The organism is Alteromonas sp. 1_MG-2023 (genome assembly GCF_030547075.1).
Taxonomy (GTDB): Bacteria; Pseudomonadota; Gammaproteobacteria; order Enterobacterales; family Alteromonadaceae; genus Alteromonas.
This window is the reverse complement of record NZ_JAUOQH010000004.1, coordinates 45,257-71,534: the sequence shown is the minus strand read 5'-3', so window position 1 is coordinate 71,534 and position 26,278 is coordinate 45,257. Positions and strand designations below refer to the sequence as shown.

Genomic DNA, 26,278 nt, shown 5'->3' with positions numbered 1-26,278 from the left:
CATATGAACACCTTTTTTCGCCATGCTAGGTGCACTTATCTTTGTAAACATGATGATGCTTGGCGACAGTTCTGGCCAAAACAGCGCAGCGGTAGCCCAAATAGGCCATCATCTGGCACAAATAACCGGCGCAAACTGGACCTTCTTCGCGCCGCTATTAGGCGCGCTAGGCTCATTTTTTTCAGGGTCGGCCACTATTTCGAATTTAACCTTCGCTGGAATTCAAACCACGATTGCCGAACAACTGTCATTACCCCTTACTACAATACTGGCACTACAAAGTGTAGGCGCAGCCATGGGCAACATGGTGTGCATAAATAACATAGTGGCAGTAACCGCTATTCTCGGTTTGCAAAACCGCGACGGCGACATTTTAAAAAGCACATCATTGATACTGGCCGTGTTCGCTGTTGTGGCTGGGGGCATGGGGGTCTTATTAGTTCGAGTTGGGCTTGGGGTTGGTGGGTAATTCATATCGGACAGCATCTCAATAGGAAGGCAAGGTGCTATTCACTTTTTAATGAAATTACGGGTAGTATTAAACCAACCGTGTTTTGCTAAAAAACAGCCTAAAGATAAATGACTAAACTGAATAGCGACGAAATAAAAGCGATATTAAAAATTTCCGATTGCCAGCTAATGCATCTGCGCTCAGAAGGCGGTATCGAGTTTGAAAAACAAGGGCGTTCATACCTTTACTCGATTCCTTCAGAATACTCGTTGCTAGACCACCCTTCAGGTAAAGAGCTCATCAATTGGCATACTAATAAGCATTCTTTTGAGCAATCAAATAAACCAATAGCTGAAGATTCCAGAGCGGCTTTGGAAAGCATGGTGCATCAAATTTTAATGCCACTCAAAAGGCAATTAGGCACCCCATCAATAACCTATGGCTTTACATCATTTGCGCTTAAAAGTTATGTACAAAAATTTTCATCCAGTGGCACTGCTCCCTCGCTAGATCAGCATTCTGCTTACGAGAAAAATAGCGCAGGCAAACAAATTTGCAGTAGAGGTGGAGCTGCCTGTGATTTCTATATCAAGGGTGTTCCAACTTCAGACATAGTTCGCCTCATCGTTAATCAGTTTAACTTCGACCGTATCTATTATTACGGAGATGATAGGCCGCTTCATGTGAGTATTCATTTAACGGATCCTCAACAACATTTACAGCTAATGAATGTTAGTGAAAATGGCAGAAGATATCCCTCGAAAAGGGCTTATGGAGAACAAGCAAAGCAGCTTGCGGAGCAAATATAATGGACGCGAAACTATTTAAGTCACAAGTAGCAGAGCTAGACTTCGGCAAGAAGCTTTCTGATGCTATTTACATTCACGACAGCACACTACCTAAAATTCCAGAAAAGCTTCGTAATGTAATCTTGGCGATAGGAAAAGCGCTAAAAATACCGCGTGATCAGTGGAATTTAGTTAAGCTTTCTAGAAAACAATTTACGCTTAGCTTGTTGCACTACCCAACGTTTAACGAAGAATCTTATCCGGCTTTACAACAAAGTGTAACTGTAGATCTTCACAAGTTGTCGCATAAAATTACAGATTATTCGAACTACGATAACCCTCCTATTCTTCATCGCAAAGAAACGATGGTGTTACCTGGTTATTCTTACTACGAAGAATTCGTACAAATTACAGCAGAAGGCGAGCAAGCAGGCCTTTATGACAACTCTCGGCATATTGGCTTTAAAGCTTCATGGGAAGCACTCATTAATTCTCATGGCTATGAACTTGTAGATGGCAGACTATTTAGAAACTCAGCGCTTATATCAAACCCAGATAAGAAAAAGATAGAACGCGATAAAACGGCCATCGTTCGGTATGACTTGTCAGCACCTATGAAAGTGCTAGCAAAACATAGCTTTTTAGATGGTCAGTACACTATTTTTGATTATGGCTGCGGCAGAGGTGATGACCTTCGCGAATTAGAAGCTCATGGACTAGATGCACTTGGATGGGATCCGAACTTCTTACCCGATGCAGATAAAGTAAACGCTGACCTTGTAAATATTGGCTTCGTAATTAATGTTATTGAAGAACGCAATGAGCGAATGGAAGCCATACAAGGTGCATGGGAGCTAACAGATAAATTACTAGTAATTTCAGCAATGTTAGCAAACGAAAGCTACTTGGCACGCTTCACGCCATACAAAGACGGCATTATCACTAGCCGAAATACGTTTCAAAAATACTTTACGCAAAGCGAACTTAAGATGTTCATTGAGCTTAGCCTAGAGGAATCGGCTATAGCTGTAGCACCCGGTATTTATTTTGTTTTCAAAGATAAACTTCTTGAGCAAGACTACTTACAAAACAGACATAGACGAAAGCAAGATTGGGAACATAAATCTAAGCCAATAGATATTAAAGAAGCCAACACTCAGCTTTTGTTTACTAAGCATAGTGAATTATTCGATGAATATTGGAAAGTTTGCCTATTACTAGGGCGAGCTCCAGCGAAAGAAGAGTTTGCAAAAGCCGACGAGCTTATTGAGCTAGTGGGCACTATGAAAAAGGCATTTAGACTTTGTCAAAACTACTATGTTAATGATGATTTCAAAGTAGCACAGCAAATGCGTTTAGAAGATTTACTAGTTTACTTTGCGGTGGGATACTTTGGAAAACGTAAGCCATATCGATATCAATCAGAACAAACGAAACGAGATATAAAAGCATTTTTTGATACAAACAAAAACGCCCAAGCCCAAGCTAAAGAACTGTTGTTTCAAATAGCAGATGTAGCGCTTATTGAAGAGGAATGTTTAGAGGCACACAGTACCCTGCCTAAAAGTGTATTGGCAGAAGAACTTGGAAATCCACACTCTCTTACTTTTCATAAGATGTATCTTGATCTTCTATCTCCACTTTTACGAGTTTATGTAAGTTCTGCATTGCAGCTTTATGGGGAACTGGAAGATATTCAACTGATTAAAATTCATATAACATCAGGCAAGCTAACGCTTCTAGGCTATGAGGAATTTGATACCCAAGATACTCCCTTATTAAAGGAGCGCGTTAAAATAAAAATGGCTGAGCAAGATGTCGATTTTTTTGATTATGTTGGTGACCAAAGCGAAGTCGAGTTAGCAAATAAACAAGATTTTGTTCATTAAATAAAACCATTCTCAAGTCCAAATAGTTATTCACCTCTCAACACGTTAACCTCAGCTATCTAGCTATCCCTCAAATAACATATCTGTAAAAATAACAATTTTACGTAAAAATAGTTTACTTTTTATCATTTTTACGTAAAAATTTTACGTAATTAATCATGGAAGGTAAATAAATGACTTCTTTAGACAACGATTTCTGTTACTCCTTTCCCGCCGTAAGAGGCGTGCAGGCTGGGCGACCGTTTTACATCGCCACCTGCCCTTTAAGGATTATACCTAAAATCTTTATATATGATGAAGAAGAAGTACCGCCGGAGTTGCGCGCACAGCGAACTCTGAATAAAGCACGCATACCAGAGATGAGTAGGTATTTAGTCGACAATCCTGATGACTATGTTTTCTCTGCATTAACGGCATCGGTGGGCAGCGATGTTTCATTCGTAGAACAAGATAATGCACCTAACATCGGTACGTTAAAAGTTTCAATGAATACGAGTATTTTGATCAACGACGGGCAACATCGTCGGGCAGCTATAGAAGAAGCTATAAAACTAAAGCCTGAACTTGGCCAAGATAACATTGCAATCGTTTTTTATATCGATGAGGGCCTAAACAGAAGTCAGCAAATGTTTGCAGATTTGAACCAACACGCTATCCGACCGTCCTCATCACTGTCCACTCTTTATGATGAAAGAGATCCTGGAGCTAGAGTAGCTAAATACTTGGCCACCTCAGCAAAACCTTTCCTTGGTTTTACCGAAATGGAAAAAGGAAGTATTCCTGTTAAAAGTAATAAAATATTTGCACTGAGCGCGATTAAACACGCGACACGAGCGCTTTTAGCAAAAGGGCCAAAGGATGACATTTCAGATGATGAAAAAGAAGTAGCACTGCAGTTTTGGGAATGTATTAATGATAATATGACCGAATGGCTTCTTGTTCAGGAAAAGAAGCTCGCTGTAAGCGAATTTCGCCAAGAGTATCTCACTGCACATGGGATTGCGCTTCAGGCCATTGCAATCGTCGGTCACCAGCTTCTCGACTTTCCAGAAGACAAACAGATAGAAAAAATTAAAAAGTTTCAAGCCATTGATTGGCGAAAGTCGAATCCCGAATGGGTTAAAAGAGCAATGATGCACGGAAAGCTATCCAAAGCCAGCTCAAACATATTTCTAACAGCATTAGAAATTAAACGTCAATTAGGTCTCGACTTAGATCAAGAAGACCTGCAGAAAGAAAAAGACTTACTTAACACATGACATTAGCCAAACAATTCGACCTCGACGATTATATTGAATTTATAGACCAAGAAGATTTTGCAGGCCAGCCCCTGGCTGAATATGTTGCTAGTGTGCAACGAGTGTATCTGAAAGATTCACGGCCTTGGGTAGTTGGTTATAGCGGCGGTAAAGACTCGTCAGCAGTGGTAGTGCTCATATATTTAGCTCTGTTGGGCCTGAAGCCAGAGGAGCGTCATAAGAAAGTGTTTGTTGTCGCCTCAGACACTCTAGTTGAGACTCCCATTGTAGTAAACCACGTAAATCGTTCTTTAGAGGCCATTCAGCGCGGGGCTGCGAGAGATAACCTTCCTATAACTTCACATAAAGTTGTACCCAAAACAAATGAAACGTTTTGGAGCAATTTACTTGGAAAAGGTTATCCAGCACCAACTCGTAACTTTAGATGGTGTACCGAACGGATGAAGATTGATCCGGTAAGTTCATTTATAACCGATAAAGTAAGCCAATATGATGAAGTCGTTGTTGTTTTAGGTTCACGCTCGCAAGAGAGTGCATCAAGAGCTCAAGTTATTGCAAAGCACAAAATAGATGGCTCGGATTTGGCAAAGCACACTACACTTTCAAATGCGTTTATTTACACGCCCATTGATATGTGGGCCGTTGATGATGTGTGGAAGATTTTACGTTTCTGTCACCTTACGCAAACAGAGACTCCTTACGGAATCAAAAATAAATGGTTTGATAAATACGACCTCGAATGGGAAACCCCGTGGGGCGGTAAAAATCTTGTGTTGTGGAACTTATATAAAGACTCTTCTGGGCAGGGCGAGTGCCCAATGGTAATAGATGAAACTACTCCTTCATGCGGAAATTCTCGTTTTGGATGTTGGACATGTACAGTAGTTACAAAAGATAGAGCCATGGAAAGTCTTATCCAAAATGGCGAGACATGGATGCTCCCCTTGCTTAAGTTTCGTAACATTTTATCTAGAAGTACTTCTCCAACACTCAAGAAAAAATATCGAAGCCATATACGAAGAGACGGGCGATTAGCATTTAAAACGCTGAAAGAAGACGGTGAAAAAATTCTTACCGATGACTATACGACCGGCCCTTACAAACTTAAATATCGCAAAATAGCTTTGAAATTACTGCTTACAATACAGAAGAAATTATCAACTATACAAAAAGACCTTGAGTTAATTACTATTCCAGAACTTCACGCTGTAAGGCACGAGTGGCTCAATGACCCGAATGAGCCTGATTGGGACGATGATTTGCCAGTAATTTTCAGAGAAGTATTCGGTTTCGACCTCGATTGGGCCATTGATGATACGAATCAATTTAGTCGCGAAGACTCGGCGCTGATATCAGATATCGCACCAGAGTATGGCGTATCTCCGCATTTAGTTAGAAAGCTTATAAGTCTTGAAATTTCAATGTCTGGCCTTTCCCGACGCACTGGTATTTACAAAAAAATAGGAAGACTTATTCAGCAAGATTGGGAGTCAGCTGAAGAAATTATCAAACAGAATAAAGACAGTAGGCAAAATCAGATTAATCAGTCGAAAGAAGTGCAAGACTACGAAGCAGAGTTAGCCGCCATCACAGCATCTTTGAATAAGGAGATGCAGTTATGATTTTTAAAGAGCTAACCATGAAAAACTTTAGGGTGTTCAACGGTGAGCACTCTCTTGATGTACAGCCTAAAAAAGACGGGCTGCTATCTAAGCCAATCATTCTTTTCGGTGGTTTAAATGGTGCTGGCAAAACATCTATTCTTACTGCCATACGCCTGCTTCTATTGGGAAGACGCGCACTTAGCTCTATTCCAAATAATAAAGAGTATGCAGATTACCTTTCCCAGCAGTTAAACAATAAAGCAAAGAAAGAAGACAACTCGGCTAAAGCGTCAATTAGCCTGGAGTTCACGCACACTCACCAAGGTAAACACGGCGTTTTTACTATCACTCGAACTTGGGGCGTTGATGGTAAAGAAAATATAAGCTTTGAACACGCAGACGAAGATTCAAACTTAACCTCAGAGCAAATCCAGTCAATTATTTCAGAAATGATTCCTCCAGGTATAGGAGACTTGTTCTTTTTTGACGGTGAGAAAATCGCTGAATTAGCTGAAGATGATACCGGTGTTTACCTTAAAGAAGCCGTTCAAAAGCTGCTGGGCTTAGATATTATAGAAAGGCTGAATATTGATTTAGATATATATCTGAATAAAGAAAGTGAGGGTAAAGCTTCAGCCACTATTCAAAAAGAAATTACAGACCTTCAAAAGCAAAAAGAAAGCTTTAAAGCAGAAGCAGACGCTTACAAAGAACAGGCGAATGAGCTTTATCCGAAGATCACCAGCCTTCGCTTTGAAATGAGTCAAATCGAAAAAAGCATTCAAGAACGTGGCGGCGCTTTTGCTATTACTAGGGACGAAGAAAAGGGTAAACAAAAGTCGCTCGAGCGTGAAATAGATACCATTAAAGGTAAGGTACTTCATGAACTAGATGGTGCTTTTCCTTTATCCTTAGCGCCAAATGCCATAAGCGGGCTGTTCCAACAACTTGAAAGTGAGAAAAAACTTAAAGCAAATAAATCTTTCAACGAGCAGTTTCTAGCACAAACTGAAAAGCTTGCGACTACATTATCAGCAGCTCTAGAGGCAGATGAAGCGCAAGTTAATGAGCTACTTAAAACCTATGTAGAAACTGATGGGCGTATAAGTGCTGAAGGCACTATAAGCCTAGATATCTCTGATAGAGAGTTCCATCGGCTTGAAAGCTTACGCGACGATTCAAATGAATCAAAAACTAGGTTGAGCAACACCCTTTCTGAATTAACTGCAGCTGAATCCGATTTAGACTCGCTAACGCTTAGAATTCAAAGAGCGCCAGACGAAAAGGAACTGGTTGGCCTTTATGAGCGCCTACGAGAACTAGATAAAGCGATAGTAAAAGAAAAGGACATTTACAAAGACGTACTTCAGAAAGCTCAAGTGGCCATGGCTAAGGCATTAGAGCTGGCTAAAAGGCTAGAAAAGCTTTTCAACCAACAGAAGAATGAGAAATCGTTACAAAAAGCAGTGGCACGAGTTAACTCAACACAAGGAGCGTTAAACGAATTTTCTAATAAATTAACACAGCTAAGAGTGTCTCAACTTGAAGAGCTATTTGCCTTGGCCTACCGGAAACTCGCTAGAAAAGAAGACCTGAAGCTGACAGCTAAGATCGACCCGGAAACTTTCGACGTAGCACTAGTCGACCTCGACGGTATGGAAATTAATAGAAAATCGCTTTCTGCTGGTGAAAAGCAAATTTTTGCCTTCGCTATACTAGAAGCCTTGGGCAAGTTATCAGGAAAAGTACTTCCTGTTGTTGTGGATACTCCGCTTGGTAGACTCGATTCTAAGCACAGAGACAAGCTAATAAAGCATTATTTCCCAGAAGCTGGAGAGCAGGTCATTCTTCTATCTACGGATACAGAAGTTGACGCAGACTTCTACTCTATTTTACAGCCTGAAGTTTCGCATGCGTTTGAAATCAATTTTGACGAAGCCACACGCTGTTCATCAGTAACCGAGGGTTACTTTTGGGCAAATAAAAAAGCGGAGATTTCCTAATGCTACCTAATAGAATGCAACTATCACGTACTGTAGAAGAGCAACTCAAGAAATTGAAAGGCTACACGGGTGTAACCCCAAACGTGTCAGCGCGTATCGCCTTTTTCCGTTCGATAGAGTCTGATTATATATATGATCCAACAACGGACTACGCTACCAACGGTAGCCTAACATTGGACAAGATTACTTGGTTAGGACAAACCCAAGAAATAACAGAGCTGTTGTTGAAGCATACTTACCCAGAGTTAGAGGGTAAGCAGCTTCAACAAGCTTGGGCGGCTCATGTTGAGCATGGTATTAGCTCTTTGCGTAATATTAAATCTATTACCAATTTTATTAGCTATCTGTGAAGTCGTTATCGTGGAAAGAGCTTTGCAGTTTATTCCTACTAAGCTCTTCTTCTGATTTATAATATTAATTCTTCTTAAGCGGCCATATATCACTTACTGATTTAGATATTTCGTCAGCTCTTTCTATAATCCATTCGGGTGACCAATCTCGACCAGACGTAGCGACATTGTATATCATATTAGTGTCAGGAAACGGTGAACCTTTATACTCTGGAAACTTGACCTTAAACACAGAGTTTTTGATTTTTGTATTTATAGTTTTATCTAATAAAACCATATTCCCAATGTGATAAACCCAGTCTTTTATTAAGGTGCCTTCGGGTATAGTGAACCCTGCTGCTTCCCACCTTTTACTTACCTGCGGGAGAACATGTTCGAGGTGTATTTCAGAATAGTTAGGTATGGCTTGAGCTTTGTTACTGTATAGATAAACCTTTGACACTATGTATTTTGCCAAAGCATTGTCTTGGAGTTTAAGTTGCTTAAATGAGCTTTGGAAAGCAATGTCACCAACCTTATCCTCATGCTTGAAAAACGGCGCTATAATATCTGGCTCTGTTTTTGATGGGTCGTTCAATAACTTTAGAACCTCATCAAATACGGCTTTCGCTCCTCCTACAGAATAGTCTCCCACAGTTATCCATCTGAACAAAAAAGATAGACTTAGCTCAGCTAGTTTATCTATAAGGTCTTCTCGATTAGAAAATGCATATAATAGAACAGGGTAACATGTAGCGTATCTTAACTGATTTATTTCTCCGCAATACTTAAGGGCCTTATTTGAGTTTTGAATACAATCTGGGAATATAAGTCGAGAATTTGCAAAGCTAGAAAGAGACTCTGCTTTATCTTTGATGTCTAACGAAAACTGTTCCACAGCAGTTTTAGTGGCTGGGAGGCTCTCTATATAGTGACAAATAAATTTATAAAGCTCTTTTTTAGTTGTATTTATACCTCTTATCGCATCCCAATATATCCTAAGAAAATCTACAGGCGATACCCTAGATGACTCTATGCTTCTCATCATCTCTTCCCAGTTATCAAGAAGCTCAGCACTTGAAGCCCCGTTAGCGTGCATTAATATTTTATTCTTTACTAAATCAGCCACACTTAAGTCCATTCCTTTGGAATTAAGGGACTCGAATAGCAAAAACGCTTCGTAATCGGTCTTTACTCTAATAGAGATAAATCTTAGCTTTTTAACGATGTGAACTAGAAATGAATAGAGCTGCTCTATAGAGTCAGCACCTTTGAAGTCATTTAAAATTTTTTTTATGAATATTTTCTTTGTTTTTATCAGTCTACTTTCGTTTTTGACTATCTTTAAATCTTCATCGGTGATTAATAAAGGACCATCTGATTCAATTATTCCACGGAAGCTAGGGCTGTCTTTCTTATTGAGGTGCAGAAAATAGTTATCAGGTTCACTTGCTTCTCGTAGCCTTTGGATAGCTATATTCCGCATTTTCTCAGCGAACTTTTTATTATGTTCATTTCTTGCTACATCTGGAAGTAAATCAAGCTGTAAATGAAAACGACACCCTATTATATTAAAAACCGAAAAAAGAATAGAGAATGTGGCTAACCTTTGTTGTCCGTCAACAATATCAAACTTCTCTTCCGATTCAGAATGCTCTTTCAGCACGACAGTGCCCATGAAATAATCTGTTTTATTTTTGAAAGCATTTTTCAAATCAATCCAGAGTGTCTCAACTTCGTCGGAAGTCCAAGAATAGTCCCGTTGATAGTCGGGTACATAAAAATTAGTCTCCAATCCCGTCAATATTTTTTCCAGTGATTCACTTTTAGGTGTAATATCCATTTAAGCCAGCTCCCAAAAAGCTTTATCTTTAATTTTCGTTATTTTCTTATCACCATCTACATACAAACTATGGTGCTTCTCTAACTCACGTATCGACTTCATTAAATACTCTTGATCAGTCCGATCATCTTTATTAAAAAGTGACTTAATATCTTGATTTCTAAGTTGAGAAACGCGATGAACAATCCAGCTTAGGATGTAAGCAGAGTAATCATTATCGCCAGTTTTAAAGTGGGTAATATCTTGAGTCGACAGGATTACGCCGACACCATACTCTCGCCCTTCCTTAAGTATTTTCCGCAAGCTAGGGAAGTTTTGGGACATGAAGTTATCGGCTTCATCCACTAGGATAAGCTTTGTGACTTGTCGAAAGTCGCCTTGAACTAAAGGCTTACCCTGCTTTTGCATTTGTGAATAGAACAAATCTAATGTTAACGCAACGACAAGGCTTTGAATTTCGCTTGGGTAGCCCGCTAACTCGATAACGGTAATTCCGTCTATTAGCTCATACAAACTTGTGCATTTACTTACGTCACTTTCAAATACTTCAAGTTCATGAAGGCTTTCAAGCGCAGCGTAAAGAGAATCTTCAGCTGGTTCGCTGTCTAAAAACAACGCCCACACATCTGCAATCGTTGGAGCGGCCTTACTCCATGTTGAAGGATCAGATCTGCTAATTCCTGCTAAATCGTAAGCTTGAGAAATTAACTGTCTTAGTTTAAGTTGCTGCCTCTGCCCCAAATTAAAGGCTTTTGCCATTGTTTCTGAGAACCCTCGACCAGTATGCACAGGCAACATTGGAGTAGAACCAAACAGGCTCAGCGGGTTGTATGGAAGCCTAAATAAATTGTATTTTTTGCCGCTTGTTGCATTTATGAATTTATCATCCACATAATCCGATTTGTAATCGAAAATAAGAATTCCAATGGGCTTACCATCAACATTGCTTTTTTGATTACGGTGAAGTTGTGTAACAACTGACTTCGTACACTGGGTTTTACCTGTCCCCATTGTTCCAATAATACCTGAGTTGGTATTCATGAATTTTGCAGTATTTGTTGGCTCCCAAAAAACAGGCTCTTCGTTTTGTACAGAATGACCCACTAGTACCTTTAAGGCTTCGTCAGTCTCTGTTCCACTTTCATCATCAGTGTATACCTCTGGTTCCACTGCGTGAGGTTCAGCGTCACTGTCATAATTGGGTTTCTGCTCTTCTACATTTAATGAAGTATCTTCACCTCTTTGTATTTGGCTACCAACAAGCAACTTAGAATCTCTTAAAATGTATTTGCTATCGATATGACAAAGCTTTTCAGGCTGCTGCTCGAAAAGTTTCGTTAATGGTGTTTTTATAAATGTTGAAAGGTTACTTATGGGTAGCTCAATCTTAAGAATGTTTTCTTTTAGCTCAAAAGAAGGCTCAAAGAACGTGTCGTTTTCTACATGTGATACTAGAAACCCTGCAGGGTAATTCGCCAAATCAGCAATAGCATACTGGCCCTGCAGCCACCATTCACGACGAGAATGTAATTCATCGAAGTAGCTATCACTGTAAAGATTATACAGTTTGTACTTATCTATTTGCATCAACAACTGTCTGACAAATAACCCTCGATAAAGTTGGGCTGCTAAGCTATCCCCTTTTAACACGTCTTCTTCAAGATAGCGCTTAAGCTCTTTGGCTTGTTGTACACCTTTGTTGTGAGTTTGCTTTTTACCTGTTTTAACCTCAACAGGTAGCAATACCATTGCATCTTGTTTGAAGCCTACAAATAAAACGTCGTCTGAAATAACACCCTTGATAGTCCCAGCAACGTTGCTTTTCGAAAAGTCACTTTCTGACATTTTTAGACCAATGTTGCCAGCAACTCTTAACATCTCGGCCACTGAAAGCGGTACCCATGTGATATCCGACTTATTGAGCAAGCAGTTTATAAACTTGTAAGCACCAATAATTCCACGCTTTTCTTTACGCTCGTTATCATTAGCGGTGATCATTTTGAGAAGCCACTCACCATTGAAAGCGTTGAACTCTTCAATAATGCCACCCTGATCACGCTCTAAGACTTTTTTGTATAACTCAGACTCTTCAGTAACGGTTATCGCGTCATAGTTTATTGAGTTAGTGTAATTATCCGAATAGTGGATCAGTACTACATTTTTATCATTATCAAAGAAATCCAATGTCACTTTGGGGTCAATAATTGTCGTCCAAATTGAACTCGAATAAGCACATTGAAGAAGTTTTCTAAACTTACCGCTGACCACTAGTGCTGTAGATTTTGAGCGTGAATACTGCTCATCAGGTTTACGCGCTGGTTTTATAAGCCCATTTAGACGTTCTGCGATTTGCAGGTGAGGCTTATCATCATAGTCGATACCTTTAAGGCCAAAGGCGGTTGAATAACTATCTTCCTCACTAGACGATGCTTCGCCAGCTAATAGGCCATCAGCAACTACGCCACTCAGTTCTTCATTGACGTTACGATCTCGAGATTGTACTTTATCATTGTTTTTGAAAAACGAAATATGAGCATAGTGATGGGGCTTAAAAGTACCGTTCTCTAACTTATCATTTTCAAACTTACTGTAAGTTAACCTTGTTCTAAGTAGGTCAATTACTGTATCTGCAATATCCTTATCCCTTCCTTTGCTTAAGCCATACTCTGCTTTTATAACGTCGTAACTTGCAGTGTCTGAAAAGCGATCAAACTCACAATACTCTATTTCATCATCATAAATATTTACGTGAATCTGGCAGGCTTTATTTTTGTATTGCTTGATGAAATCTACCAGACCAAGAAAGACTTCTCTGTTCTGCCCGTTGTTTATCGAGTTGATAATTAGCTTTGAACGTTCGCCGTTTTCAAAAAGACTTGAAAACGCATCTCTGAACTCAGATACCTTATCTCTAACTAGCTTCTGTACATAGTCATAGCTGGTTTCTTGATGAGGAACAATGCGTATCCACATAGCATTTTCTGATTCATACTGGCTGTAACCAAATTCATTACTTGGGTCATATATGAAGGGCATTAAACCTTGCGCATTCAAACGCGAAAGTGTGACTTTGGGTAACGTCTTAAAACTATTGGTTTCATCCTGAATGACTTTTTGAACAAGATACAGATGATAAGCTAAAACCATAGGGTGATACGGCGTAATGTACTCGATGCTGTTGAACACAGCGAAGCCTATATTTACAAGCTGCTTTTGTGTTTGACTAAGTAGAGTATCGTACTGAATACTATTTAGTGCTTCGTTATATGCGTCTACTATACGCGTAACAAGCCCTTGATAATCGCTATCCCAGCCACTCAGGCTGGGCAAAGTATTGTTATCCTTTAAGTATGCAAAGTAAGTGGCGTACGCAGACGATAATTCGGGATATTTTGTTGATATGTCTGCGACGGTCACATGCGCATTGTCAGGTGCTGGGCAATAAAGACTATCTTGATCAAGAAGTTCTTGCTCCCACTGCAAAAGCGTTAGTCGCTTTCCTTTAGGCGCTATTTCATGATTGTCGAGTTGGATCTTATTTTTGCTCTTATTAAATACAGCAAAATAGTCTTTACTAAAGAGTTTATTGTAACGTTCTTGATTGAACAAAAGAGGCAGTGACAACGCATCAGTTGCTACCGCCCCTTCTATACTAAACTTCAACTGTGTTTCGTTACCTTTTACTACAAACTCAACATTGTCAGATTCTGAAGCTAACTGCTCGAAATCAACAACACCTACTGTGCTGTTTTCAAAAGTCTGCTCATTTTCAGTCAGCGTATCTTCTTTGCCGTGCTCAGCAACTTGAAGTTTGTTATCTTCTGTTTGAATAGTAATTAACTGTCGTTTTGGGTCTATCAGGAAACTGTTCTCTATCGCACCTAGATAAAACTCATTTTCTTTAAGGACTAACACTTTAAAATTATGAGTTTCAGCGGATTTATCTCGCTTGACGCGAAATGTAAAGAAAGTGGCGGTGTCGTAATAGTTGCCTGAAACTGTAACGCGACTGCGTTTTCCACCAGAATTATCAGGTGCACTAAAATCGATACTTGGTTGATTAGGGTTGAGAATTTTACACTCTTTTTTCTCTACCTTTCCGCCAATAAAGCTTATCTCAAGCTCAAATGTATCCCTTCCATCTGGAATCACATAAATGATGTTTTTAGTACGCCTTCCTGCTTTGGTATCTGCTTGGGTTCTAACTAGTAACTTACCCTCGGAGATTGATTCTTTCTCTAGTTCTAGAAGATTCTCTTTATTCCTCTTTTGTTCTTGTAAACAAGCTTCTAATTCTAATTTGTATTTCCATGACTCGGAGTTATTTTCATCAAAATACTTCTTAACAAAAGATGGGCTAAAGTCTTCCTCACCGAGCTTCTCTTCTAAACTTGTAGGGAAATGATGAGTTATATAATCGAGCTTTTCATACATTTGCTTGTTTTGCTCAAGCCTATTAGAAATCTGTTTTGGCGAGTCCCAACCTTTTAGTAAAGGGTCGTTCAACAGAGCAATTTCATGGAAGCTGATTTCACCATCATCAACAAGAGCATTAAAGAGCTCTTCAAACCCAAACATCGTTGCACCATCATCGACAATTTGCTCGAAACGGTGACTCAATAAACACTGTGTAACAAGCTTGTTTTCATTTAGAGGATCGATTTCACCTTCTAGAGCTTTTTTTATCTTTAGTGGATGCCAAACCCAACTGGGTTGGGCAATATTTTCAGCGGAATTTATCAGCGTATCGAGCATTGAGTTATGAATAATCAACAGACAGGAGTTTTTAACTTCCTTTTGTTGGGAAGCAACTACATCACGAATGTGAGAAATGAAGTTTTCACTATAGCCTTCACCTTTCTCTTCACTATGTAGGACAACTAAAAGCTTAAAAGCGCCAACATGGACAAAGGGGATCTCCACGTTTTTGACTGATACGTAACCCGCTTTTTTAGCGTTAAGGGCTTGAAACAACTTTTTGCTGTTTTCTTTATCTGGGGACTGAAATTGATAGCGATAACCTTTGTAGAAATGTTCAGCGCCCCAGTCGATAAGCTTTTCAGCTAAAAAATCTTCAAACTGTTTTTCTGACATAAACTGCATCTCCACTGTCGCTCATTCTCTCTACATTCCCTATTCGCTCGTAAAAACTCACGAGTACTTTTTGTGTTTGCTTGTCAAAAGAGAGTCCTCTTGCTTCGAATTCCACCAGTAACTCATGCAATCGCAAACGCTCTCGGTTTCCGATAACTATATTAGTTAACAGCAATATGTAGTCTTGGTTTAAGACAAGTACTCTCCCAGATCTTCCTCGGCTCTGGACGAAGTGGCCACATAACTCTGACTCTATAGCTTTGCAATAGTGGACGTTAACTTCGTGTCGAGATTCCCCTCTTTTAAATTGCGCGTGGGAAAGTAGTAGTAAGTTTTCAATCGCGTCTTCTACTTCTTGAGCGTCATTGATTTCTAGAGGTAACTGTCGTTCATCTTTAAACTCGGCCGCATAAGTATTTAGCGCTTCTAGTACAGTCTGTGTACTTTCAAGGCCAGTAACAGCCCACAGTGGTTGTTTCACAGCACTAGGGTCTTGAAGGCTTTCATTCATCGCTAAATAAGGGAAAACTTTATCGAAGCTATTTGCTAATTGACGATAACCGTAACTTTTCACATAACTTCGCTCATCTGATGCTTTTTCAGTATCTAGAATGAAATAGCAAGGCTTCGCAGAAGGTGGGCCGGCTTTCCACTCACTTAAATTGAGCGTGATTTGCGCGGTATAGAGAAATGTGTAGAGCTTTAAAAAGTCTATGATGTTTTCTATAAAGTATTTTGGTTTCGAAGCAATAAAATCTAAGTCTTGGACAAACAAATCTCTCAGAAAAGGTAGATAGGGCGTTTCCGTTGGAGCTTTTGAAACTGTCCCAGCTTTTGATCCTGAAAATGTGAAGCTATTGAACGTTTCAACCAGCTCTTTTTCCAAAAAATTCAAACTTAAGCTTGGGGATTCTTGTAAGTGATGCTCCTGCAATAAATTCAAAAATAAGTCGCCCAACCTTTTATTTGCCGAGCTACCTTTGATGTCTTGCGCTTTGAACAGCAATAGCTCTGGGCTTATTTTATATAGTTCGTCACCACTAAAATACATGCTTTCAAGATGTTGCCAAAACTGGGGTTCATCCAGTTTTGACTCAAAATTTTCTTTGCACTTTAACTTAAATTGCTCGAATTGATCACTAGCAATACTTTTCCGGTAGGCATATTTTACAAAATGGCCAAGCACTATGTCCCAATCAAAGATCCCCTTTCTATCTTTAGTATTTATTGGAAAGAAAGACGTTAATTTATTGTTTTGAGGCTTCAGCTCTGTTTTGAGTTTAAACATCTCATTAAACCCCACTTACTTCAATTTCATCGTCATCATGACGCAGGCTTATAGTTAACCCACCTTTTACTATTGTTAGTCTATCTTTGCTTGATGCAATATCTGCTATGTGGTCGGCAAAGTCATCTAGAATAACGATAGTGTTTTTGTCGTGTTTATTTGGCCTATAGCCACCAATAATTCTATTCATCATATTAAGAAGATTGATATTAACTGGCATTGAAACACTTTTTCCTTCAACAGAGATATGAGCAACGAAGCATGAGGTGTTTGTTGGAGATGCATTCTGAATAGCCATAAAATCAGGTTCCATTTCTACTTCACTCATAATTTGGTAGCCATTATGAGATGAGATAAGAAACTTCCCTTTTGCAATCGACTTTGCATTTCTATTTATATAAGTGTGAATAGCAGAAAATATAGTTTCTTTATAAAATGCTTTTAGTTGTCTTTTCTCTTCTTTGTCGCCAACATAATGAGTGTGCAAGTTCCACACCTTGGCATATTTGTCGAGTAGCGGCTCTTCAAAATCTTCACAAAAATCTCTGTGGTAGTTGTTTGCCATATCTGCACTTCCAAGCAAATAGAACAACCTTAAGTATGAATGCGAATTTTTTGACGGGCTAATACCGAACTCAGACGACAAATATGATTTAAACTCTTCGAAGCCTTTATCAGGCAGCCCTAAACTAGTACTTAAAAGGAACTTGTCAACATTTTCAGTTCTTATGTCAGCAGGGTCAAAGTCTACAATTTTCGATGATATTTCGTTATCGCTCGCATCGAACATATTATCGAATAGATAACCTTCTGGTGATAACAATGTATGAATGAAATCTAACAATGTTCTCGCAGTAAGAAACTGGTCTTTGATTAAACGAGCTTTAAACAATACATCGACAATTCGATCTTGGATTTCAGGTATAGAGAGAAGTTGATAGTTAGTACAAAGTAACTTGTTACCGTCATGCCCCCCCTTCTCTCTATCGAAGTACTGACGAATAATATTCCCTTCCTGCTTCGTGATACGATTCAAAATTGCTTTTACAAACTTAGATGAATGCCCGGCGCTTGTTAAATCAAACTTTGGATAGTCTTCGAAGTTCAAGAATACACATTCCGAACTTGATACCTTCGAGTCTAAATAGTTGGCTATGGCATTGCGTACGCTTGCACTACTGCCTTCTTCAACATAATTCCCCATCATGCCGATATTAATTCCAACCACCAGCGCTTGCCTACTGCTCTCATAAGCCGAAAAAACTCTATCGAGTGTAGATATCGCAGATTCATCAGGTTCAAAGCTGTGTGTTGCGTCTAAATGAAACTCTGCTTTATGAGAAAATTTGGATGCATACTGAGTGAGAATTTCAGATTTACCATCCCCACTACTTCCACAAAGAAATATTATTTTTTTACTGCCAGGAGATAATGAAGTTAGATGACTTTCGAAGTCTTTCTGGATATCTGTTTCGATATAGAGATATTTCTTCACTTCATCAAGCTCAGCAGAAATGGAGTCTTGTCGCTCGGTAGATACCGCATAGGGGGAAGATTTGGATAATACGCTTAGAATATCGAGGAAACGCATACTACATCCTTATAGTTGGTCTTTAGTCTAATAAAGTAGCACTGTTTGTTTTCACATTACAATAGTATGTATCAATAGTCTGGTATGAATAAACTATGCTGGGTATGATGCTAAGCCTATTTAATATATAAACTTTTCTCATATTTCTACATTGGCTGTGAGTTTTACAATAACCAAACTCGCTCTCAGTAATGCTTATCTAACACTTGTTCGACTGTCTACCCTTCCTTAGTTACCATTAATTTACTAATCTCCTGAAATGCAAGATTACTAGTCTCCGAATACTTTTCAGATAATTCACTGCACTATTTTTTACCTTATTCTCCGGCTTTATTAAGCTCCAGACGTTTTAAACTTTCCGCTTTAGTTCTGTTGTACTCAGCGCTAAATTTTCATCCGCATAAAAGTACTTTTTCATACCTATGTAATCAAAAGAAGACTTTTAAATTAGTAAGTTTAAAAGGTAGGCTAAAAAGTTAGGAAAGGCAGAAGAACACGGAAGACAGAATGATAATCGAATGCCCAGAATGCAACACAAACAATGATATAGAGTTTGCCAAACATGTTTGTTGCCACCAATGCAAAAAGTCTTTTGAAGGCCACTTCTTTAAACGATTTAAGAAGCCACTATTGTCAGCAGGATCTGCACTTTTGCTCGGGATAATTGGCACTTATAAATTAGACAAACACTTTATTGAAGAGCCAAGATACCCGCTTGAGTTTGAGTATGAGTTGATAGACCTATGTGTAAACTCCTCAGTCAGAAAAGTTACTAATAGTTGGCACAGAGACAAAACAGACATTTGCCTCTGTGCACTTAAAACTACGACAGCTACATTTGAATACAGAGATATAGACGAACGTGAGTCGGAGTTTATGAATAACTTTTATGCAAACGCAAAAAAGTGCTAGCAGTGTTACTTGCGCGGGGGATTATTTCCTCGGCGCCCTCCGGACTTTCCACCCGTTTTACTAGGGCCATTGCGTACTGGCGTTTTTGACGCTGAAGTTAGTTGAGCTTCATTTTTCATAGCTACAGACATGGCACGCGCTGCGAATGAACCCTTAGGAACATTTCCCTTCTGCTGTTTAGCGGTTACTGACTGTATACGGCGAGCGGCTTCTAAGGTCATAGGTTGTTTCATAAATTTATATCCTTGTAGTAAATTTTATTATGTCCTCGCTAGGACAGTAACGATATTAAAAGGACGAAAAAGACAAATGGGGACACAACTACAAACTATTCAGTTACAAGACGAAATTAGACAAATTATTGGTCAACTGGGTATGACTCAAAATCAAGCAGCTAAGTATATTTATACTGAAATACATGATTTCGATGACGACGAAGAGATTGGGCGCTTTCAAGAGAGTTTTAAGAAAAAGCTACAAAGGAAAACGACTAAACCGGAATGCTTGCAGGATTACCTAGCCACCTTAAAGAATCACTATGAGACTAGAAACGGCAACAAGAAAAAGCCTAGCGCCGTAAAGCCTAAAAAATTGAGTGAATTCATAGCAAAGGAAATGAGTAAGCTCTCGGAAGAGCTTGATTTAACTTATGGAAAATAATCACTTGAATCATTATTGTGTCAGTGACATTTCTTTACAAGAGAAACGCTTATTCCTTTTCATATGCATACTTGCAGGAAGGCAGCTTCAACCTTGGGGGACGTACTTAGAGAACAATTTGAGGTGCCGAAGCGATACCAAGCTTTTGTTGGGTTGTAGGCGACAAATCTTGCCAACGTTCGGCTAGCCAATCGACAAACTCGTTTCCGTTCATCAACTTAACGCTCAATTCATCGGCGTAGTTTTTTGCATCCTCATTAAAATCAGCCAGAGATATTACCCATCGAGAGCAGACATCTCCTTTCTTAGCGTCCGCTATCTGCGTGATGGCATGCTTATCGGTATAGCCTACGTGATCTTTCACTTGAACCAGCAGCTCTTGAGTAATGAAAGGGTTACGTGACTGAGCTTCTATATCAACATCAACACCAACCTCATGGCTTTGCTTACTAGGGATAATAGCTGTATAACCTTCAATCTCGAGCAACTCTTTTACTAGGTGTTCTAGCCCCTGCCCACCGGCTTCCAAATAATGATTTCTATTTCGAAGGTTATTTAACAACTTTGCTTTGAACTGCTCGAATTTTTCACCAATTTGTTCGTTAACTTTAGATAAAGCACCACTGCTGACATTGTTTTTAGTATCATTGTAACGTTCAATTATTTCATCTTTGAAATAGTCTAAATCAGCCACTGTTAAACGTATACGCAGCCTAGACTGTAAACCTTGTTTTAAATCTGTACGTGCGATCGAAATGGGCTTGCTATCTGCATCACAGGGAAAGTCTACTTGTATTTGATTTTCACCCCAAGGTTTGTCAGCACAAAATTGTTTTTCCCCAGTAGCGATACCTATGTATATACGAGCGGGGGCTGGCACCACAATAAGGTCGCCTTGCTTAACTTCGATATATCTACGCAACTGATTACCACTACGGCCAACACTTTGCTGTGTGCTCTCAAGGTGCTTATACAGATCATCGGCTGTTTTAAATTTAAAAAGCTCGAATTGCCCCCACCCAATCCCAGCATATCCTTCGCTGATCAATTCAACAGGCCCTCTCATTAGAAGTACTTTACTATTTTCGAAATCAAGCCCCATACATCCCTCGTATATTAGGTAAACTACATTGGTATTTAGTTTTAAATATTATAGTAAGGCAAAGTATTTACCCTTTATCAACCAACCCATGAAAAACTTCAACCGCCTTATCAAAGCTTTCATCATGCTCAAAATATAGCTGACTTAGTCGGCTTTTCTTTATTTGGTAGGTTTCGCTGGCAAATGCTAGCGCTTCTCTAAAGCTCTCAAATTCTTCATCGAACACCTTAAACACTTCGCGCTGCGGTTTTGCTACCCGCGTTATACTGCCATTTACTTCATAGTCGAACCCAGCAAAGTGAAGCCGTGAAAGGGTTTCTTTGCCTAACCGTATGCCGCCTTTAAGGCTTATTTGAAATGCGATATCCATTTCTTCAATTTCATCCATGCTCCAGTGGTTAAACACTCTAATGGCTTTTTGATACTTTGCTGCCAATAGTTTTTTCAACACAGTAATTCTGGGTTCTAACGTACCGTTGTTTTCATTTTTAAGCAGGTCGAAGCATTCATTGCATGAGGGTACACAAATAAAATCAGCGCTTGAGTTTACGTCTCGCCAGTCGTGAATAAATTTTATGGGGGGGATAAAATCGGGGCGGGCTGCTTCGCAGCCACAGTAAATACAACGGTTAAAGTCAGCCGAATGTACCGCGTTTAGTGGTTCGTAGAATTTTTGATAATTCTTTACTGACATGCTGCTACTTGCTATTTGTTTAAGAGTTTAGGGCTTTTGGTACTAATTACGGTAACACAGCTAATTTCTAGGAAAAGTTAATTGTGCCGTCTTAAAAACAAAAAACGCTGCCCTTGGGCAGCGCTTTGCTTCACATATGAACGGTAAAAACTACAGCCGCGATGGCTTGCTGTGTGGGTCGCCTTCAACATGGGGTTTTGGTTCACGAGGTTTAGGTTTGGCCGCAATAGGCACTTCCTCTTCACCCCCCTTGCCTTCTTTACCCTCATGGCCCTCTTGCCCTTCCTCATCTTCTTCATCAATATGCCAGGTGCCTTCTTCGCTCCATGGGTCGTCGTCGGGGAATTCACCTATATTAATTTCTTTCATGGAATAGTCGGGCTGGTAGCGCATGTCGTAATTCGCGGCCCGCACTATGGAAATGCACAGTAATAAGGCCACGGCTAATAAGGGTACGCCCCCTATTATCGATGCGGTTTGTAGCGTTTCTAACCCGCCTACAAACATAAGTACAATGGGCATGAACGATAACGCAAACGCCCAAAACAAACGGTTCCAGCGCAACGGCTCTTCATCTACCTCTTTTTGCACTACGGCGGCAAGAATGTAAGAAATAGAATCGAAAGTGGTTGCTGTGAATATTAGCGCTAATAGGGTAAATACAAAGATAACCACGTAGTCCATGGGCAGTGTATGTAGCATGGCGAATATGGCCGCAGTTGGGCTTTGTTGGTTGAGTATGCTGACTACGTCTAGTTCGCCCGATAGCTGTAAATACAAACCGTAATTGCCCATTACCATGAAGAATAAAAAGCAGCCCATGGTGCCAAAGAACATTGAACCGGCCACCATTGTACGAATGGTACGGCCGCGGGAAATACGTGCTATAAAAAGCCCTACGCTAGGTGCAAATACTAGCCACCAAGCCCAGTAGAATATGGTCCAGTCTTGAGGAAAGTGCGTGTTCTGAAAACCGTTGAATTCGGCAAATGGCTCTAACCAAGTGGCCATTTTAATAATGTTGCTTAGTACGCGGCCAAGGGCATCTAGGCCAGTATTGGCCATAAATAGGGTTGGGCCTACAATAAAGATAAACAGCAGCAAGCCAACGGCCAGCCAAAAGTTAATGTCTGACAGCAGCTTGATGCCTTTTTTTAACCCTACATACGCGCTGTAACCAAATATAGCGGTACAGGTTATAAGCACAATAATTTGGGTAGTCAGCGACTTAGGCACACCGAATAACTCATGCACCCCTTCGTTGATCATAGGCGCAGCCAAACCTAACGTGGTGGCTCCGCCGCCTAACATGCCGAAGATAAAGCTGATATCGATAATTTTACCTAGCCAGCCGTGAGCTAGCTTTTCGCCAATGACCGGCATTAACGCTTCGGATATTTTTAATACGCTGTGCTTACGCACATAATAGAAGTAAGCAATAGGCACCGCGGGAATAAGATAAATAGCCCAAGCTAGCGGGCCCCAGTGGAATATACCGTAGGCGGCAGCCCACTTGGCAGCTTCTGGCGTTCCGCCTTCTATATGAAACGGTGGCGCTTGGTAGTAATACACCCATTCAATCATAGACCAGTACAAAATAGACGCCCCAATGCCCGCACAAAACAGCATAGCCGCCCATGATACTGGCGAGAACTCGGGCTTTTCTTCAGGGTCGCCCAGTTTTATTTGGCCTATGTCGCTAAACATGATGAACACCATGAAGCCACCCGCACCAACACCAAGTAATAAGTATAAAACGCCCAATTTACTGGTAACGAAGTCTTTTGCGGCCGCCACCCATTGTGCGCCTTGATCTGGCCAAATAATTAAAGGAATGGTTACCGATAGAAGAAGGATAAGAGAACCAAAAAACGTTGGCTTGTCGATAACGCTAAACGCGCTCTCGTGTTCTTTGATGGCCTTCTTTGAAGAAGTATCTCGGGCATTACTACTCATACACGATCCTTTTATTGTTTTTTTATAGATGCCATTACGCGTTGAAGCTTTAAACGGGCAATCTTGTAAAACAGTTTATCAGAATAACGCGATGGGTATCTTGGCGTAGCTCGCTATAATTGGCGCAGCTTGCTGCAAATAGCTACGTTTGGTGTTCAACGCGTAGAGTCGAGATACATAATGACGCTTGAACATGACAAATGTTGCGGCGAGTTTACGCTTAATGTTCACCTTGCCTTAATAGTTTTATTGTTAAGCTTTTTGAATACGTACCGCTAATTGAGTTTATAATGGCGCTTAAACCGTTTTTGAATTACATCGACCAACCTGAGTAGAACATGGCCCATAAAGTACGTTATAAGTTTAATGGTGTGGCAAAAGAGATAAATTTTTCTTACAGCCGTTATCAAAATATGCATGAAGCAGTGGCCGATGCTGAGGGAATAGACCTTACCCAGTTTTTGCAAACTGAACAGCAAGTAGCCTCAATCAGCAAAGACAAAAAAACCGCAAGAAATTTTAGAGATGCCGAATTTTTAAAAATGGGCTTTTCTGATTTGTACTTCTTAAAAAATGGCCAAGAATGATGGTTCACGTCCCTGCGACCCACAACAATGCTTAAATGATTTGTGGGCATTAGTACGTGCAAAGTTAAACGTTAAGAACGCGTTGGAAAACTGGACAACAACCCCGTTTGAACCATTAGCCGGTTAAGCAGACGGGCTGCTTATTGGTAGGTCAGTGGTGTTGTGCCCTTTTTTCTTTCAATAAACCTACGCCCAATGTAGCCATGGCTATCGCAACAACACCATTTAGATAGTTAAAAAATGCATAGGGCGCGTAGTCGAGAACCTCAACCCCTAGAGTTGCAGAGTAAAACGCCCCCGCTGTTGTCCAAGGAATAAGGCCCGTGGTCATGGTGGCGCCTTCTTCCACGGACCGAGACAGCACGGAGGGATCAAGCTTCTGTTGCTGATATTTTGATTGAAACAGTTGGCAATTTAGAATAATAGAGATATACGCTTCGCCCATTGCCACGTTACCTAAGAAACCTGATGCTATGGTAACGGCGATTAACGTTGCGGTGCGCTTTACCCGTTTAATAATGCCCGACAATAATGCCGCTAAAAAGCCTGCACCGTGCAATATACCGCCCAATGCTATAGCCATTAAAGCAAGTAATAGCGTCCAACTCATACTGCTGATGCCGCCTCGGCCTAGTAATGCATCTAAATTTGTTATACCTGTATTTTGTGGGGTGTTTTCCCAAAGTGCATTAAGTACGCTAATTGTGTTGGTGTCTTGGTAGAAAATAGCGATGATGACTGCTAGAAGAATACTGCATGACATGGCAACTTCAGCTGGCACTTTTCTAATGCTCATTACCGTTAACAACACTAGCGGTAACAAGGTAATGTAAGGTGCAAGGTTATAGTGGCTGGCAAGCGCTGTTTTAATTTTGTATATATCTTCAACATTTAAACTTTGGCTTGCGTAGGTAAACCCCATAACTAAGAAAATTACAAATGTTATAAGAAAGCTAGGCAGTGTAGTTAGCAGCATGGCATACATATGCCGATAAATAGTGGTGCCCGCACTCATTGCCGCGAGATTGGTGGTATCTGAAACCGGAGACATTTTATCGCCAAACGTAGCACCACACACCACCATGCCGGCAATAATAGGTAGCGGTATATTCATGGCTTCGCCAATGCCCATTAGCACTACCCCCATAGTACCTACCGTGCCCCACGACGTACCTGTGGCTACCGACATTACCGCACAAAGAATTAACCCCACCGCTAAGAATATACTGGGGTTTAGCCAATTAAGGCCGAAATAAATTAGGGTTGAGATAGTGCCGCTTTGCATGAAGCTGGCGATAACCATTCCAATGAGGATAAAAATATATATTGCCGGCATTGCCCGCGTTAATGCACTGGTCATTAGTTCACGGATTTGCAGGTACTTGTACCCTAAACTAAAGGCATTAATACCAGCCCAAAGCAAACACAAGAAAATTAATGCATGAAGGCTAATGCCTAAGCCAAACAAACCGCCCGCTATCAACGCTACAATAACGCTGAAACATAGCAATGAATGGGCAAAGCTGGGGCTACGCATAGAGTGAGGCGAAGTTAAAGGCAAGTTGGCGCACTTAAAAATGAAGTAGTGAAAAGTAGTATAACTACTTTGAAAAGTCTTGTGACTAAGAAAAATTAATACATTTGGAAGAGATGGCGCACCCGACAGGATTCGAACCTGTGACCTTCGCCTCCAACGGAGGCCCGTCGAAAAGGGCTTAATCGGTCTCCCCTGGCGAAAAGCGTCTACACAGCGTGTATAAAGGGATTGAGAGTTTCATGACCGCTAGCCGATTTACAACGATTATCACCGTTGGTCACGGTTACGTCACGGGAAATGCTTAAAATAGATAAACCCTACAAGGTATAATTTGACACTTATACCGTTAAGGGTATATTAAACTCAATATACCCTTTAGGGGCTAGGATTAACATTATACCTTAAAGGGATTAATAGTGGAGAGGCATAATGAAGCTTAATAACTCAAAAGAACTGGCTGATTATATAAAGCTGCATCGAAATAATCTGGCACGAACGCAGACCGATGTGGCCGAGCATGTTGGTTTAAAGCAAAAAACCATCTCGGCTATTGAAAATTCCGCCGGTACCTCCCGTATTGATACCCTCTTTAAAATTGCCCATGAACTAGGCCTCTCTATTGAGCTTAAGCCAAAGCAAGAAAATGAAAGCGACCAAAAGACCGAAAGTGGCTGGGATCAGGAGTGGTAAT

The 26,278-nt window shown here is 40.3% G+C and carries 19 protein-coding genes; 10 read left to right on the top strand and 9 right to left on the bottom strand.

Going from position 1 to position 26,278, the window contains the following annotated elements:
- Positions 1–22: 22 nt before the first annotated feature.
- The 7 genes from Q4561_RS05520 to dndE all read left to right on the top strand — a co-directional run bounded on the left by Q4561_RS05520 (position 23) and on the right by dndE (position 8,344).
- On the top strand, positions 23–469 hold the full coding sequence (locus Q4561_RS05520; protein ID WP_368411519.1) for an L-lactate permease: 447 nt from the start codon (positions 23–25) through the stop codon (positions 467–469).
- Between the two features lie 110 nt (positions 470–579).
- A complete protein-coding gene (locus tag Q4561_RS05515) occupies positions 580–1,260 on the top strand; it encodes a hypothetical protein (protein WP_303458207.1) in 681 nt (226 codons plus the stop codon).
- On the top strand, positions 1,260–3,128 hold the full coding sequence (locus Q4561_RS05510; protein ID WP_303458206.1) for a DNA phosphorothioation-associated putative methyltransferase: 1,869 nt from the start codon (positions 1,260–1,262) through the stop codon (positions 3,126–3,128). Before Q4561_RS05515 ends, Q4561_RS05510 begins: the two co-directional genes overlap by 1 nt.
- 173 nt (positions 3,129–3,301) lie before the next feature.
- Positions 3,302–4,387 (top strand): DNA sulfur modification protein DndB, encoded by a 1,086-nt coding sequence (gene dndB / locus Q4561_RS05505; RefSeq protein WP_303458205.1) that lies wholly within the window; start codon positions 3,302–3,304, stop codon positions 4,385–4,387.
- Positions 4,384–6,009: a DNA phosphorothioation system sulfurtransferase DndC gene (locus tag Q4561_RS05500; protein ID WP_303458204.1), complete on the top strand. Its 1,626-nt coding sequence runs from the start codon at positions 4,384–4,386 to the stop codon at positions 6,007–6,009. The genes dndB and Q4561_RS05500 overlap by 4 nt, the downstream gene beginning before the upstream one ends.
- The gene (gene dndD, locus Q4561_RS05495; protein ID WP_303458203.1) at positions 6,006–7,994 is read left to right on the top strand and encodes a DNA sulfur modification protein DndD; all 1,989 of its coding nucleotides are present in this window, start codon (positions 6,006–6,008) and stop codon (positions 7,992–7,994) included. The genes Q4561_RS05500 and dndD overlap by 4 nt, the downstream gene beginning before the upstream one ends.
- The gene (dndE, locus tag Q4561_RS05490) at positions 7,994–8,344 is read left to right on the top strand and encodes a DNA sulfur modification protein DndE (RefSeq protein WP_303458202.1); all 351 of its coding nucleotides are present in this window, start codon (positions 7,994–7,996) and stop codon (positions 8,342–8,344) included. Before dndD ends, dndE begins: the two co-directional genes overlap by 1 nt.
- A 64-nt stretch (positions 8,345–8,408) precedes the next feature.
- On the opposite strand, the gene Q4561_RS05485 is transcribed toward dndE, so the two are convergent.
- The 5 genes from Q4561_RS05485 to Q4561_RS05465 all read right to left on the bottom strand — a co-directional run bounded on the left by Q4561_RS05485 (position 8,409) and on the right by Q4561_RS05465 (position 19,284).
- Positions 8,409–10,166: a DUF262 domain-containing HNH endonuclease family protein gene (locus tag Q4561_RS05485; protein ID WP_303458201.1), complete on the bottom strand. Its 1,758-nt coding sequence runs from the start codon at positions 10,164–10,166 to the stop codon at positions 8,409–8,411.
- The gene (dptH, locus tag Q4561_RS05480) at positions 10,167–15,260 is read right to left on the bottom strand and encodes a DNA phosphorothioation-dependent restriction protein DptH (RefSeq protein ID WP_303458200.1); all 5,094 of its coding nucleotides are present in this window, start codon (positions 15,258–15,260) and stop codon (positions 10,167–10,169) included.
- On the bottom strand, positions 15,241–16,548 hold the full coding sequence (dptG, locus tag Q4561_RS05475; RefSeq protein WP_303458199.1) for a DNA phosphorothioation-dependent restriction protein DptG: 1,308 nt from the start codon (positions 16,546–16,548) through the stop codon (positions 15,241–15,243). The genes dptH and dptG overlap by 20 nt, the downstream gene beginning before the upstream one ends.
- Positions 16,549–16,552: 4 nt before the next feature.
- Complete coding sequence (gene dptF / locus Q4561_RS05470) at positions 16,553–18,139, bottom strand: DNA phosphorothioation-dependent restriction protein DptF (RefSeq protein ID WP_303458198.1); 1,587 nt, start codon at positions 18,137–18,139, stop codon at positions 16,553–16,555.
- 917 nt (positions 18,140–19,056) lie between these two features.
- Positions 19,057–19,284 (bottom strand): hypothetical protein, encoded by a 228-nt coding sequence (locus Q4561_RS05465; protein WP_303458197.1) that lies wholly within the window; start codon positions 19,282–19,284, stop codon positions 19,057–19,059.
- 76 nt (positions 19,285–19,360) lie between these two features.
- On the opposite strand from Q4561_RS05465, the gene Q4561_RS05460 reads away from it, so the two are divergent.
- Positions 19,361–19,711, top strand: coding sequence for a hypothetical protein (locus Q4561_RS05460; RefSeq protein WP_303458196.1), 351 nt, complete (start codon positions 19,361–19,363; stop codon positions 19,709–19,711).
- A gap of 106 nt (positions 19,712–19,817) precedes the next feature.
- Here the strand turns inward: Q4561_RS05460 and Q4561_RS05455 are convergent, their stop codons facing one another.
- The 3 genes from Q4561_RS05455 to Q4561_RS05445 all read right to left on the bottom strand — a co-directional run bounded on the left by Q4561_RS05455 (position 19,818) and on the right by Q4561_RS05445 (position 23,463).
- Positions 19,818–20,813 carry a restriction endonuclease gene (locus Q4561_RS05455; protein WP_303458194.1) on the bottom strand — a complete coding sequence of 332 codons (996 nt, stop codon included), beginning with the start codon at positions 20,811–20,813 and terminating at the stop codon, positions 19,818–19,820.
- Between the two features lie 67 nt (positions 20,814–20,880).
- Positions 20,881–21,507, bottom strand: coding sequence for a hypothetical protein (locus Q4561_RS05450; RefSeq protein WP_303458192.1), 627 nt, complete (start codon positions 21,505–21,507; stop codon positions 20,881–20,883).
- 150 nt (positions 21,508–21,657) lie between these two features.
- Positions 21,658–23,463, bottom strand: coding sequence for a BCCT family transporter (locus Q4561_RS05445; RefSeq protein WP_303458191.1), 1,806 nt, complete (start codon positions 23,461–23,463; stop codon positions 21,658–21,660).
- Between the two features lie 338 nt (positions 23,464–23,801).
- On the opposite strand from Q4561_RS05445, the gene Q4561_RS05440 reads away from it, so the two are divergent.
- Positions 23,802–24,050: a DUF2960 family protein gene (locus Q4561_RS05440; protein WP_303458189.1), complete on the top strand. Its 249-nt coding sequence runs from the start codon at positions 23,802–23,804 to the stop codon at positions 24,048–24,050.
- Between the two features lie 151 nt (positions 24,051–24,201).
- Here the strand turns inward: Q4561_RS05440 and nhaC are convergent, their stop codons facing one another.
- Positions 24,202–25,587 carry a Na+/H+ antiporter NhaC gene (gene nhaC / locus Q4561_RS05435; RefSeq protein WP_303458523.1) on the bottom strand — a complete coding sequence of 462 codons (1,386 nt, stop codon included), beginning with the start codon at positions 25,585–25,587 and terminating at the stop codon, positions 24,202–24,204.
- 429 nt (positions 25,588–26,016) lie between these two features.
- Between nhaC and Q4561_RS05430 the strand changes: the two genes are divergently transcribed.
- A complete protein-coding gene (locus Q4561_RS05430; protein WP_303458188.1) occupies positions 26,017–26,277 on the top strand; it encodes a helix-turn-helix domain-containing protein in 261 nt (86 codons plus the stop codon).
- Position 26,278: the final 1 nt, after the last annotated feature.